General features: G+C 67.8%; 11 protein-coding genes and 2 pseudogenes. 3 read left to right on the forward strand and 10 right to left on the reverse strand.

Annotation, left to right across the window (positions count from 1 at the left end):
• Positions 1 to 516: 516 nt before the first annotated feature.
• Positions 517 to 1,122 (reverse strand): DUF6461 domain-containing protein, encoded by a 606-nt coding sequence (locus AB0H42_RS23760; protein ID WP_357059312.1) that lies wholly within the window; start codon positions 1,120 to 1,122, stop codon positions 517 to 519.
• 669 nt (positions 1,123 to 1,791) lie between these two features.
• Between AB0H42_RS23760 and AB0H42_RS23765 the strand changes: the two are divergent.
• Positions 1,792 to 1,881, forward strand: a pseudogene (locus AB0H42_RS23765) (helix-turn-helix domain-containing protein); the annotation flags it as partial.
• A 189-nt stretch (positions 1,882 to 2,070) separates the two neighbouring features.
• Here the strand turns inward: AB0H42_RS23765 and AB0H42_RS23770 are convergent.
• The 6 genes from AB0H42_RS23770 to AB0H42_RS23795 form a co-directional block, all read right to left on the reverse strand.
• Complete coding sequence (locus AB0H42_RS23770) at positions 2,071 to 2,808, reverse strand: TetR/AcrR family transcriptional regulator (protein WP_357059315.1); 738 nt, start codon at positions 2,806 to 2,808, stop codon at positions 2,071 to 2,073.
• A 10-nt stretch (positions 2,809 to 2,818) separates the two neighbouring features.
• Positions 2,819 to 4,018: a beta-ketoacyl synthase N-terminal-like domain-containing protein gene (locus tag AB0H42_RS23775; protein WP_357059318.1), complete on the reverse strand. Its 1,200-nt coding sequence runs from the start codon at positions 4,016 to 4,018 to the stop codon at positions 2,819 to 2,821.
• A 169-nt stretch (positions 4,019 to 4,187) separates the two neighbouring features.
• Positions 4,188 to 5,342, reverse strand: coding sequence for a thiolase domain-containing protein (locus tag AB0H42_RS23780; protein ID WP_357059320.1), 1,155 nt, complete (start codon positions 5,340 to 5,342; stop codon positions 4,188 to 4,190).
• Positions 5,339 to 6,409, reverse strand: coding sequence for a lipid-transfer protein (locus AB0H42_RS23785; protein WP_357059323.1), 1,071 nt, complete (start codon positions 6,407 to 6,409; stop codon positions 5,339 to 5,341). The genes AB0H42_RS23780 and AB0H42_RS23785 overlap by 4 nt, the downstream gene beginning before the upstream one ends.
• Positions 6,402 to 6,875: a Zn-ribbon domain-containing OB-fold protein gene (locus AB0H42_RS23790; protein ID WP_356993640.1), complete on the reverse strand. Its 474-nt coding sequence runs from the start codon at positions 6,873 to 6,875 to the stop codon at positions 6,402 to 6,404. The genes AB0H42_RS23785 and AB0H42_RS23790 overlap by 8 nt, the downstream gene beginning before the upstream one ends.
• Complete coding sequence (locus AB0H42_RS23795; RefSeq protein WP_357059326.1) at positions 6,875 to 7,333, reverse strand: DNA-binding protein; 459 nt, start codon at positions 7,331 to 7,333, stop codon at positions 6,875 to 6,877. The genes AB0H42_RS23790 and AB0H42_RS23795 overlap by 1 nt, the downstream gene beginning before the upstream one ends.
• A 221-nt stretch (positions 7,334 to 7,554) precedes the next feature.
• Between AB0H42_RS23795 and AB0H42_RS23800 the strand changes: the two genes are divergently transcribed.
• Positions 7,555 to 9,090, forward strand: coding sequence for an aldehyde dehydrogenase family protein (locus AB0H42_RS23800; RefSeq protein ID WP_357059329.1), 1,536 nt, complete (start codon positions 7,555 to 7,557; stop codon positions 9,088 to 9,090).
• A 24-nt stretch (positions 9,091 to 9,114) separates the two neighbouring features.
• On the opposite strand, the gene AB0H42_RS23805 is transcribed toward AB0H42_RS23800, so the two are convergent.
• From AB0H42_RS23805 to AB0H42_RS23815, 3 genes and pseudogenes are all read right to left on the reverse strand, one after another.
• A complete protein-coding gene (locus AB0H42_RS23805) occupies positions 9,115 to 9,789 on the reverse strand; it encodes a VTT domain-containing protein (RefSeq protein WP_357059546.1) in 675 nt (224 codons plus the stop codon).
• Positions 9,790 to 9,915: 126 nt separating this feature from the next.
• Complete coding sequence (locus tag AB0H42_RS23810) at positions 9,916 to 10,437, reverse strand: hypothetical protein (protein ID WP_357059332.1); 522 nt, start codon at positions 10,435 to 10,437, stop codon at positions 9,916 to 9,918.
• A gap of 1,002 nt (positions 10,438 to 11,439) precedes the next feature.
• A pseudogene (locus tag AB0H42_RS23815) lies at positions 11,440 to 11,890 on the reverse strand (nitroreductase/quinone reductase family protein).
• A 304-nt stretch (positions 11,891 to 12,194) separates the two neighbouring features.
• Between AB0H42_RS23815 and AB0H42_RS23820 the strand changes: the two are divergent.
• Positions 12,195 to 13,034 (forward strand): helix-turn-helix transcriptional regulator, encoded by an 840-nt coding sequence (locus AB0H42_RS23820; RefSeq protein ID WP_357059335.1) that lies wholly within the window; start codon positions 12,195 to 12,197, stop codon positions 13,032 to 13,034.
• Positions 13,035 to 13,038: the final 4 nt, after the last annotated feature.

Below are 13,038 nucleotides of genomic sequence, written 5' to 3' on the forward strand. Positions count from 1 at the left end.
ACCGGCCCCGCAGGATCCACGGATACCGCAGTCCTGCCGAGGTTTACGCTGAACATCTGAGCAGCGGTGATGCGCTGACCCTTTGAGATCGCCATCGATTTATGAACAGTGGAAGCTGTGTACGGGAAGGGGTGGTCCGGACGCGCGGATGCGCCGAGACCACGCCAGCCGTGGGCTGTGCCTACTTTGGTTCTGGTCGCGAATCTCGGCACCACCTTGGTCGTGAATCCCGACACCGCTCGATTCGGCGCTGGTGAATCTTGACACCACCCCAGCCGGACGACCCGCACCCGAACCGCGGCGCCTGACGTCTGACGTCCGCCACCGGTCATGGGACCGCCCCGCAGCGAGGCGTCGGACCACCGACTGCCGTAATCCAACGAGCGAACATGTTCCAGGTCGGCGATGCGATTCCGGCCTCGAGTGATACCACCGAACGCCCGGCTATTGCCGATTACGTGATGGTTCGTCTGCACCACACGAAAAAGTCGGCACGCGCTGTGGGTGACTCGGCAGCTACCGCGCGGCCGGGGACAGGAGCCGGCCACTGAGGACGGGACGGTTGATGAGGTCATCCTCAGGGATGCCGACGCCGAGGTGCTCTGCAAGCCCGTAGAACATTCCGAGGGATCCCCGGGGACCGTATTCGGATTCTTCGGGTCGACCGCCGAGGGCCTGGATCTCGGTGTCGAAGCGGTGCGGGTCGCTACCTGTCCGTGCGAGGCTGCTGTCGGTGGTGTCGAGTCCGGTGATGAGGCGCCCGTTCTCGGCGTATTGGAACACCGCTCCCGGTTTCATGCTGGCGCGCAGCTCCAGCGCCGCGGTTCCGATCGAGGCGCGCAGCATCAGCCCCCGGTCATGGAGGGATTTCCAACTGCCGTGCTCCCACGCCCACGCCCAGCTTCGGTAATGCCCTGCGCTGACCACATATCCGTCGGATGTATAGAGAAGGCCGCCCAGTTCGTAGTGGAAGTCATCGGGCCCCCGCATCGCCACTGTGTCCTGGTCGACGCCCATTCGCGCCAACAGCTCCTGGGCGTTGATCTGACGCGCGAAGGTGAGGCTGACCAGCGGCAGATCCCTGTCGTACATCCACCCGAGGCCACCGGTCGTGGTGTTCATGACGCCCCCGGTTCATTGATCGCGATCAAGGTCGGGAACCACAGTCCATGATCATGAAACCAGGTGTCGCCATCAGCTGAAGCAGTCACAGCGACGGACACTGCCATGAGCCACCGACATCCATGGTGGGGCCGCCCGGAACCGTTGTCTGGTAACGACGGGCACGCCGGCGGACAAGCCGGTTCCCCATGCCGGGCTGTTGCGGGACTCGATGGAAGTCCAACGTCCGCAAATGCCGCCTATCGGTCCCACGAGGAACGCGGACTCCTCGCCGAGCACATCGAGAACGCGTTCCGATTCTGCTGTCGAGGCCCCCGGTGGTGACGCGACGATCCGTCACGATGACTGCTGACAACCCCAGCTACGAGAGGTCAGTTGCATACCGCCGCACCGTAACCAGGCCGGTGAAGTGGTGTCGATATTCGCGACCAGCGACGACGAGACGCTGTCGAAATTCGCGATCGAGCAGTGTCCGAATTCGCGATCAAAGCCACCTACCTCGATGCTCGAGGCTGTGCCGACCGCGAGGGTGTCGAAACCTCAACAAGGTCATCTGTTCGGCCAACCGGGCGGACGGAAACAACCTCCGCTCTACCCTCCTCGCCGCGTTTCCTGGCCCGCTGAGCCCGCCCACGGCAATAGCTACTGCAGAACTTCGCGGGCCGACCCGTGTCGATCTCGCGGGGCCTGGTTATGGGCTGCTCAGCGCGCATGATCGCGGTGTCGCTGGGGCGCTCGCCGTCGACGATCTCACGCGAGATCGCCCGCAACGGCGGCCACGCCACTTACCGGGCCGCGGTCGCTGACCAGCTGGCCTGCCATCGCGCGCGGCGACCGAAACCGGCCGGGCTCGCGGCCTGCCCACCCTTGCGGGCCTTGGTGGAAGACAAGCTGAAATCTCTGTGGTCACCCGAGCAGATCGCCGGATGGCTGCGGGAGACGACGATCTCAGCGGTCCGGGGGACCCGTGAGGATCGCGGTGACGGTGTCGATCAGTTCGGTGAGCAGTTCGTCGGGGGAGAGCCGGGTTCCGCTGAGCGCCAGCATGCCGCGCAGACCGTCCGGGTCGCCGAGGGTCTGGAACGTGAGATTCATGGCCTGGGTGAGGCGGAAACGGATCGTCCGGGAAGCGACGCCGGGGGCGATCTGCTCCAGCAGGGCGTTGAAACGCAGAGCCTGGGGAGCGAACCCCTCGGTGAGCTTGGTCAGGGCGGGATGGTTACCGCTCATGATGCCCGCGACCAGGCGGATCCACGGTGTGCCGCCGGCGGCGGCGAGTTCGCCGACCGGGCGGACGAAGGCGTCGGCCAGTGCCCGGGCATCGGGTGCGCCGGCGTCCTCGACGGCGTCCAGCAGCTCGGCGCGGCGGGTGTGCAGTTGTTCGCTGCGGCGGCTGATCAGTGCGTCGACCAGGGCGTCCTTGGAACCGAAGTGATAGTGCACGGACGCGACGTTCGCGCCGGCCTCGGCCATCACCGAACGCAATGAGACCGCGTCGATCCCGCGTTCGGCGAAGAGCCGTTCGGCGGCCAGGATCAGACGCTGATCGGTGGGGAGGCCGGCCTCGGGGGAGTGCCCGTGGCCGGGGTCCGGCCGGGCCTCGCCGCGGGCCGCGGCCGGACCCCGGCGCGGGGATGCGGCGGGCGAGGATATCTCCCGCCCGGTCCGCACCCGGCTTCTCGTCATGACCGGAACTCTAGGAGACCGCGCCCGGCGCACCGTACAGGGTCACGACGCAGGCCCCGCCGAGTCCGAGATTGTGGGCGAGCCCGAGCCGCGCGCCCGCCACCTGACGCGCACCCGCCGCACCGCGCACCTGGGTGACCAGTTCCGTGCACTGCGCCAGCCCGGTGGCGCCGAGCGGATGTCCCTTGGAGATGAGCCCACCCGACGGGTTGACCACCCAGCGGCCGCCGTAGGTGGTCGCGCCCGACTCCACCAGCGCGCCGGATTCACCGTCGCCGCACATACCCAGCGCCTCGTAGGTGAGCAGCTCGTTGATGGAGAAACAGTCGTGCAGTTCGAGCACATCGATATCGTCGATAACCACCCCGGCGGTCTCCAGCACCTTCCGGCCGGCGATGCGCGCCATGGGCGCGCCGACCACGTCGATCATCGACCCCGACTCGAACGAGGCGCCGGTATCGGTCACCAGCTCCTGGGCGAGGATCGGCACTGCCCGATCGAGACCGTGTTCGCGCACGTAGCGTTCGCTCACGAGGACCGCCGCGCCGGCTCCGTCGGACATGGGCGAGCACTGGGAGCGGGTCAGCGGATCGGAGACCAGTTTGTCGCCGAGCACCTGGTCGAGGGTGTAGGCGTCCTGGAATTGGGCCTTGGGATTGCGGGTGGAGTGTTCGTGATTCTTCACCGCGACCCGGGCCAGCTGTTCGCGGGTGGTCCCGTACCGCTGCATGTGCTCGGCCGCGGCCGCACTGAAGAATTGCGCGGTCATCGGCGCGTTCCCGAAACCGGCGGCCGCCTTCAGTGCGTCCATGTGCCGGTCCACCGTGGTGACCTTCGGGATGGTGCCGTCGCCGGACATCGCCTGTTTGGTCATCTGCTCGAATCCGACCGCGAGCACGATATCGGCCAGTCCGGCCTGCACCCATTCCCGGGCGAGTACGAGCGCGGTGGATCCGGTGGCGCAATTGTTGTTGACGTTCACCATCGGGATACCGGTGAGGCCGATATCGTAGAGCGCCCGCTGCCCCGCGGTGGACGGCTGGAAGACGTACCCGACGGCGGCGCGCTGCACCTGGTCGTAACCCACTCCGGCGTCGGTGAGCGCCTGGTCCACCGCCTCGGCGACCATCTCCGGATAGGTCCAGTCCCGGGACTGGATCTTCTCGAACTTGGTCATCCCGACGCCGGCGACATACACCCGTCCGGTCATGATTTCTCCTCAGAAACTGTTACTTGCGGTCCGCGGAGGCCGCAGCGGAGGCCGAGGTATCGCATCACTGCTCTCTCCTCGTCTCGTGTGGTCCCGCGGTCCGCGGAAGCGTTGTCGCCCGTGCCGGGCCGATGCGGTGGTGGGGCGGGTCGATGCGCCGGAAACCCTGCTAGGAATTCGGTGGTTCGGAGCCGACCACCCAGAGCGCGTGGAACTGGGCCGCCCCGCCCATGGCGTGGCCGATGGCGCGGCGCGCGTCCGGTACCTGGTGCTCACCCGCGGTACCCCGTACCTGCATGGCCGCCTCGGCGAACCGCAGCAGACCCGTGGCGCCCGTGGGGTTTCCGGACAACACTCCGCCGGACGGATTGATCGGCAGGTCCCCGCCGAACGCGGTACGGCCGGAGTCCACCACCTTCCACCCCTGGCCGACCTCGGCCAGGCCCACGTTCTCCAGCCAGATCGGCTCGAACCAGCTGTAAGGGATGTAGAGCTCGGCGGTATCGACCTCGCGGGCCGGATCGGTGATCCCGGCCTGCCGGTACGCCGCGGCGGCGCACTGCCGTCCGGCCTCGGGGTTCACCTCGTCGCGGCCCGCGAAATGGCCGGTCTCGGTGCGCCACGACATTCCGTGGATCCAGGCGGGGGGACGGCCGGTGTGGTGGGCGTCGGCTTCCCCGGTGATCACCACCGCGCACGAACCGTCCGAGGACGGGCACGACTCCAGGAATCGGATCGGATCCCAGAGCATCCGGGATTCGCGCACCTGCTCCACGGTGATATCCGGTAACTGGATATGCGCGTACGGGTTCCGGGTGGCATTGAGGCGGTGGTTGACCGCGATCTGCCAGCCGATGTGCTCGGGTGCCTCCGACCGGCGGATGTACTCCCGGATCACCGGCGCGAAATGCGCCCCGGCGCCCGCGCCGAGCTGCGCGCTGAAGGGCAGTCCGCGCGACAGGGCCCAGGTGAAATCGCCTTCGGATTCCTTCGAATACGCGACCACCAGCACTCGTCGTGCGAGTCCCGCCTGCACCAGATGGGCACCGTAGATGGCGGCGTGCCCGCCGACGCTGCCGCCGGTGAACACCCGGGTCACCGGTAGCCCGCGGGCTCCCATCGCATCGGCGAGGTAGAGCTCGGGGTTCATCACCCCGTCGAACAGGTCGGGCGTCTTCGACAGCACGACGGCGTCGATATCCCCGAAGTCCAGCTCGGCGTCCACCATTGCCTCGTCGACGGCTTCGCGCACCATCGCGCCGATGGTGACCTTGCGCTTCTTGGCCTGTTTGCTCTGTCCGATTCCGACGACCGCGAGTTTCACCGGTCTCCCTCCAGTAGGCAGATCATGTTCTGCTGGAGCGCGGGCCCGTTGGTGGCGTGCGCCAGCGTGCGGTCCGCGCGACCGGTCAGGATGTGCTGTGCCGCGGCGCCGATCCGGATGAGCCCGGTGGCGGTGGTGGGCCGGGCGACCAGCGGCCCGCCCCCCGGATTGATCGTTGCCCCGGACAATTCGAGCGCCTGCGCCAGTAGCGGTTCCTGGTAGCTGTACTCGGTGTGCAGTTCGGCGATCTGGACTTCGCGGGCCGCGAAACCGGCCTGCGCGGCGGCCTTCGCCGCGGCCACCGTCACTGTGTCGACGCGGGTCAGATCGCGCGTTCCCGGATAGTGGCTGTCCATCCGGTGATCGGCGCCGCGCACCCAGGCCGGGCGCCGCGCCAGCCGCCGCGCGGTATCACCGGCCGCCAGTACCAGGACCGCCGCCGCATCGCCGATCGGACCCCGATCGTGTGCGCGCAGCGGCGACGCCAGATACGGCGCGGTCAGCAGTTCGTCCACCGTGAACTCCCCGGACACCTGCGCGCCCGGATTACCCACCGCGCCCGCCCGCGCCCGGACCACCACCTCGGCCAGCTGTTTCTCGTCCAGCATCCCGGCGGCGATCAGCGCCTGCGCCTGCAGCGCGGCCAGCGCATCCTGATGCGGCCGCAGCGGGGCCAGGAAGTACGGGTCGAGCTGGGTGGCGGTCACCTGGTCGAGATCGTGGGCCAGCGACCCGCGCCCGACACCGTAGACCACCGCGATCTCGCCCTCGCCGAGTTGCAGCCACGACCACGCCTCATAGGCGGCCCAGGCGGCATCCATCTCGACATGGGATTCCGAGATCGGCGGCCAGGCGCCAACCGCGTCGAGCGATTCGATGTAGGCGAAGGTCCGGCCCTCGTGGAAATCGTGGCTGCCCGACGCCCAGAAATCGACCTCCGTGCGATCGATTCCGGCCGAGCCGAGCGCCTCGCGCATCACCGGCAGCAGGATCTCGGCCATATCGTCGTGCCGGTCGGCGGATGTCCCCGGCGACTGCGCGAATGCGACCACCGCGATATCACGCATCGGAACCTCCCGCGACCGGCCGGTAGTAGCGGATGCTGTTCATGGATGTGTCCAGGTCCTCCTCGGCGCACCACACCGGTTCCACGCGCATTCCGATGTGCACATCGGCGAGTTCGACGTCCCGGATCAGATGCATGAGCGTGGTGTCCGCACCGTCGACCTGGATATAGGCCACCAGGTACGGCGGGTCGATCACCTGGCCGGGGAACGGGAAATTCACCACGCAGAACGTTTTCACCACGCCGGTGCCGTCCAGTTCGAACGGCGCGGCGAGCTCGACCAGGCAGCGGGAGCAGAATTCGGGGAAGGGCAGGTAGACGCGCTCGCAGGACGGGCAGCGGCGGGCCAGCAGCCGGCGTTCCTGCAACCCGCGCAGAAAGGTCGAACGCCCGGTTCCGGCGACGAAGGTGTAGTCCACCTTGTGCGGGCTGGTGAACGATTCCACGGGCGTGGGCAGGGTGCTCATCACGACTCCACCGCTTCGAAGCAGACGATATCGCGGATACTGCCCACCCGGTCGGCACGCCAGCGGGGTGCCACCCGCAGGCCCGCGACGAGGCGGGAGGGGTCGCCGCCGGTATCGACGGCGTGGAAGAGGCCGCCCTCGGTGCCGTCGATGGTGATCAGGGCCCAGGCGAAGTGGTCGGCCTCGATCTCGTCGCCGGGCCGGGTGGGCACCCAGGTCCAGTGGGTGACGGTGCCGGAGGGTGTCAGGCGGACCAGCTCCCCGGTGGGGGCCGCGGTGGCCGGGTCGAACTCCAGGGCCGGGCAGAGCACGGCGCCGGCGGCGGTGCGCACCCCGTACAGCTCGCCGTCGCGCAGACCGCCGAGGAACGTGCCGATCTTCTCGCCGACCGTCCGGTTGTACGGGAATTCGATGCTGTAGGGCGCGGTGAGACTCGCGTCCGGGGACTCGGCTGTCATCGGTCTCCTGCCGATCGGGGGCGCGGTCCGGCACTGGACCGCGTGTCGATGGTGTCCCGCGCGGCACCCCCGTGTCAATCACTTGATTGAATCGGTTGATAGCTGCATCGTGGGTAGTCCGGACTTGTTCGGGCGATCCCCGGTGCGTCGCCCGCGCGCATGACGTAAGCTCCGAATTCAAGTAGAACCTGTTCCAATTCCTCCGGTGAGGAGAGATCACCATGGCCATCGTTGAACAGCTGGAGCCGACCGCCGACGGACGCCGGCGGCTCGAGCTGCGCAGCCCCGCTACCCGCGAACGCGTCGGCGAGATCGAGGTGAGCACGGCCGACGATGTGGCCGCGGTCCTGGCCACGGCGCGCGCCGCGCAGCCCGGCTGGGCCGCCCGGCCGGTCGCGGAACGTGCCGCGATCATTCGCAACGCGATCTCGGTGCTATTGGCCCGTCGCGACGAGATCGTCGAAACGGTGATGCAGGAGACCGGTAAACCTCGGGTCGAGGCGCTGGCCGTGGAAATGGTGCCCGCCTGCGACTTCCTGAACTATTGGAGTGGCCGCGCCACCAAGGACCTGGCCGACGAGAAGCGCCGCCTGCACGGCTACATGCTGCCGCTGAAGAAACTCGTCATCAACTATCAGCCGCTCGGCGTCGTCGGCGTGATCACGCCCTGGAACGGCCCGTTCATCCTCTCGCTGAACCCGATCGCCCAGGCCCTGCTGGCCGGCAACTCGGTGGTGCTCAAACCGTCCGAGGTCACCCCGCACTCGGGGGAGTGGGCGGTCAAGGTGCTGCACGAGGCGGGTGTGCCCGAGGATGTACTGCAGGTTGTGCACGGTGACGGCGAGACCGGCGCGGCCCTGGTGAACGGCGATATCGACAAGATCTCGTTCACCGGCAGCGTCGCCACCGGCAAGAAGATCGCGGCCGCCTGCGCGGGCCGGCTGATCCCGGTCACCCTCGAACTCGGCGGCAAGGACGCGATGATCGTCTGCGCCGACGCCGACCTGGACCGCGCTTCGCTCGGCGCGGTGTACCTGTCGATGTTCAACACCGGTCAGGTCTGTGTCGGGGTCGAGCGGATCTACGTGGTGGAGAGCATCGCCGATCGGTTCATCGAGGAGGTGCGCAAACGCGCCGCCGAGGTGACCTACGGCGCCGTGGGCAAGGATGTCGGCCCGCTGTTCTGGGACCGGCAGCTCGAGATCGTCGAGAAGCACGTCGAGGACGCCAAGGCCAAGGGCGCCACTGTCCTGCTCGGTGGAGAATCCGATACCGCCGAGGGCGTGTTCTTCAAGCCGACGGTGGTCGTGGACGTCACCCACGATATGGACATCATGCAGCAGGAGACCTTCGGCCCGATCGTCGCGATCATGCGCGTCCGGGACGAGGAAGAGGCCGTGAAAATGGCCAACGACTGCCAGTACGGCCTCAGCGGCAGTGTGTTCACCAAGGACAAGGCCAAGGTCGTGCGGCTGGCCAAACAGCTCAAGACCGGGTCGGTGGTGCAGAACGACGCGTCGGTGATCTACGGTGTCGCCGAGGCGCCCTTCGGCGGCCGCAAGGACAGCGGTCTGGGCCTGGTCAACGGCCGGGACGCGCTGCGCGGCTTCGCCCACCCGCAGCCGGTGCTGCTGGACCGATGGGGCCTGAAGAAGGAGAACATCTGGTACCCCTACAGCGAGGCCACCGCCGCCACGCTGGAGAAGACCATCGGGACCCTGTTCGGCAACAAACTGCTGCGCCGCCTGGTGCGCTGACCGGTGGCCCGGCCGCCGGAGCGATCAGGCGGCCGGGTGATCGGCGGGCTCGTCCGCGTCCGCCGCGGCGGTCTTCCCGCGGCCGGAGCGGTAGCGTTTGACCACCTCCCAGACGATCGGGAGCACCGAGACGGCCACGATGAGCAGGAAGATCAGATCGACATTGTCGCGCACGATCGCGATCTGGCCGAGCAGGTAGCCGAGCATGGTGACCCCGGCGCCCCACAGCACGCCGCCGACGACGTTGTAGGTGAGGAACACCGAGTACTTCATCCTGGCCGCCCCGGCGACCAGTGGTGCGTACGTGCGCACGATCGGGACGAACCGGGCCAGCACGATGGTGATCGGCCCGTGCTTCTCGAAGAACGCGTGCGATTCGTCGATATAGGACTTCTTGAGGATCTTCGCGTCGTCGCTCTTGAACAGTGTGGTCCCGCCCTTGGTGCCGATCAGGTAGCCCACCTGGTCGCCGGCGATCGCCGCGATCGGGATCAGTACGAGGAGCAGCCAGATCGGCGCGAAGGGTTCGATCTCCGCCGATTTGGAGGCCGCGATGAGTCCCGCGGTGAACAGCAGTGAATCACCGGGCAGTAGTGGGAACAGCAGGCCCGACTCGATGAACACCACGACGAGCAGGCCGAGTAGCACCCAGGTGCCGAACGAGTTGAGCAGATTCACCGGGTCCAGAAAACCCGGCATCAGGGCAAGTTCGGTGGTGGCCGCTGCGACGGCTGAGTAACTCACCCCGCCGAAGATACCGCAGCGCGGCGTGTCGGCTTAATCCGGATTGCCCGAATAGTGAATATATAGCGGTCGGGTAGCCGCTCAACGGCCGGCGGTGTGCTGCCGCAGGGTGGCCTCGATCGAGGCCACCCGCTCCGCGGGGATTCCCCAGGGCTGTGCCAGTCCCAGCCGGGAATCCAGGTCCCAGAGCACACACTCCTCACCCGGGCGCGTCACCAGCGACCACGCCACCACAGTGCGGCCGAGCCGGCTCGTCGTGTCGTCGCCCTCTCCACTGCCCGACGCGCTGTCGTCGCCGTCCGGGTAGTGGTGCAGGAACTGTCCGTAGGCGCGCTCGCAGAACCGCGCGTACCGCCGCGTGCACAAGATGAGCCCGTGCCATGCCTCGTCGACCGCGTGCGACGGCATCCCGATCACCTGACCGTCCGCCATGGCCGCGCCGCAACAGCGCAACCACTGCCGCAATCCCGTGGCCACGAGTTCGCGGGGCTCCCAGGGGCAGGTCTTGTAGACGGCTTCGGAGAGCTCGAGCTCCTCGACCGCCCGCTCCACGGTGGCGGGATCGGGCCCGCGCCGGCGGCGGAACAGGGTGAACGCGGACACGCCGTCATTATCCCGGACCGCCCGCCGGACCGGTTTCCGGTATCGGAGGGCGGGGTCCCGGCTCGGCGACGGATATCGAGGGAGCCGCCCGGTGGCCGCTCGGTCGAAAAACGTTCTGTGCCCGCCTGTTTTCCTCGGTACCGTTGAGAAATGGATCTGGCACTGTTCATCGTGTTGGGAATCGGGGTGGCCTGCCTCACGGTGGTCGCGGCCATTGTGGTGGTGATCGTCGCGGTGAGTTCGTCGCGCGGCGGTAACCGAACGCGGCGGCGGGGTGGATATTCCTCCTCCAGTGGTATGTGGTCCGCAGACGGCTCGAGCGGTGGAAGTCATGGCGGCGGTGGTTCTTCCGGTAGCGGCTGCGGTGGTGGTAGCAGTTGTGGTGGTGGAAGCAGCTGCGGGGGCGGCGGTAGCAGTTGCGGCGGTGGTGGCTCGTCGTCGTAGCGACCGGCCGCGAGAGCTCGTTCGAGGGAGCCCGGCGGGCCACGGCGGTTCCGTCGAAGACCAAGAGGGCGGCCACCTTTCGATCAGAGTTCCTGTAACTTGTAGTCGCGGATAATATTTCGGATGGAACGGGCGAAGCCGATTGTGAGATCGCACAAAAATAGGCCTTCCGTATAGGACTCGCCTTCGTCGCTTTTCACAGGCGAGGAACCTGTCGGCGTGTTGCGCCCGTACCGATTCGGTATCGGTGGAACTGTGTAATTTCACACTGCGTCAGAGGTTTTGGGTTTGTATCCCAAATTGTTCGGCGGTATATCGCTCTGCCCGAAAATCCGTCATATCCGGCGAAACGGTCTCCGGTTAGCGGAAACCGGCGCGCGCACCATAGACCGTTCTGGGGTGCAATACCACCCTTGACATCGTTACTGTGCGTGCCGTGGTTACCGCATTGGTAGTGCTCGCAATCCTGATTCTCGTTGCCTCCGTAGTCCATCTCGCCAGCCGCCCCCCGGAGGACCTCCGTCCCCCGAGAGCGCGTGCGCGGGTCGGCTCGGAGAGCTACTCCGACTGACCCGCACCACTCGCGGGCGATAGCACGACCACGGCAATCGGACGCTTCGTCTTCCGCTGGTACTCGCTGTACCGGCCCTGATTCACGGCGTCCACCAACCCCCAGCGGCGCGCGTACTCCGTATCGTCGGGCAGAGTGACCCGGGCCCGAACCGGGAACGCGCGCCGCCCGACTTGGATCGCGCACTCCGGCCGCGCCCGTAGATTCGCCAGCCACCCCGGCGGCCGCGGTGACCCGCCGTTCGAGGCGGTGACCAGATAATCTTCCCCGTCCCTGGCATAGGTCAGCGCCGACGTCCGCTCCAGCCCGGTCTCGCGCCCCACGGTCCGCAACAGCAGAGTCGGATTCCCGAACAGCAGCCGATGCCCCACCAGTCCGCCGCTCGTCTGGTACAGCCCACTGATGCACCTGCAACGCCCGCACGAACAGTTTCGCCACGCGCCCTCCTCCGCTCCGGCAACGACTCAACCCTAGCCAGCTGCAGCACACAGGAGAGCCCCCGCCGCACGTCACCCCGGTGCACCGGGAGCCGTCCAGGGCTACAGATCGGTGGGACGAGGGCAGCTCACTGGAAGAGCATGGTCCGCGGGCGGCCGGGTACCACGCTGGAATGCCACCGGAGCAGGGACGGTCCCAGTTGTCGGTGAGCCTGTCGAGCAGTTCGGTGAATGCCGGTCGGCCCCGCGCAGCAGGGAGTACCGCACCCAGGAACGAGTCGCCCAACGGCGGTACCGTCGAGACCATGGTGGATACATCGAGCAGTCCGCTGGGCCGGTTCCTGCGGGCCCAGCGGGCGCGGGTGACCCCCGGCGAGGTGGGACTACCGGCCGTGGGCGGCGGCCGGCGGGTGCCCGGCCTGCGCCGGGAGGAGGTCGCGGTCCTCGCCGGGGTGAGCGCCGACTACTACACGCGACTGGAGCAGGGGCGCGAACGCGCACCGTCCGCCCAGGTAGTGGATGCCCTGTGCGAGGCACTCCGGCTCCCGCCCGATGCCCGCGAGCACGCCTTCCGCCTCGCCAAACTCTCGCCCAGCGTCCGGCGCACCGAGGCGACGGTCGCCCCCGAACTGCTGCAGACCATGGACGCCTTCCCGCACGCGGCGGCCTACGTGACCGATGCCGCCTTCCGGGTCCTCGCCGCCAACCCCACCGCGACCGCCCTGATCGCCCCCGTGCAGGGCGACGGCAATGTGCTGCGCACGATCTTCCTCGGCGAGGCCGCCCGCGACTATTACCTCAACTGGGCGGACGTGGCCCGCGCGGCTGTCAGCGCGCTGCGGCTGGCGCACGGATTCGTCCCGCCCCACCCCGCGGTGACCGACCTGGTGTCGGGCCTGTATCGCGACAGCCCGGAGTTCCGCGAGTTGTGGGACGACCAGACCGTTGCCGGCCTGACCATGACCCGGAAGTCGATCCACCATCCCGACGTGGGCCTGCTGCATCTGAACTATCAGACCTTCGACGTGCGCAGTGCCCCCGGCCAGCAGCTCACCGTCGCCACCGCGCTCGCCGATTCGTCGAGCGCCGATGCCCTGGCATTGCTGGGCACCCTGCACGCGACCCGGCACAAGTCCGTCGGCTGACCGC

This window comes from Nocardia sp. NPDC050799 (assembly GCF_040654015.1).
Classification (GTDB): domain Bacteria; phylum Actinomycetota; class Actinomycetes; order Mycobacteriales; family Mycobacteriaceae; genus Nocardia.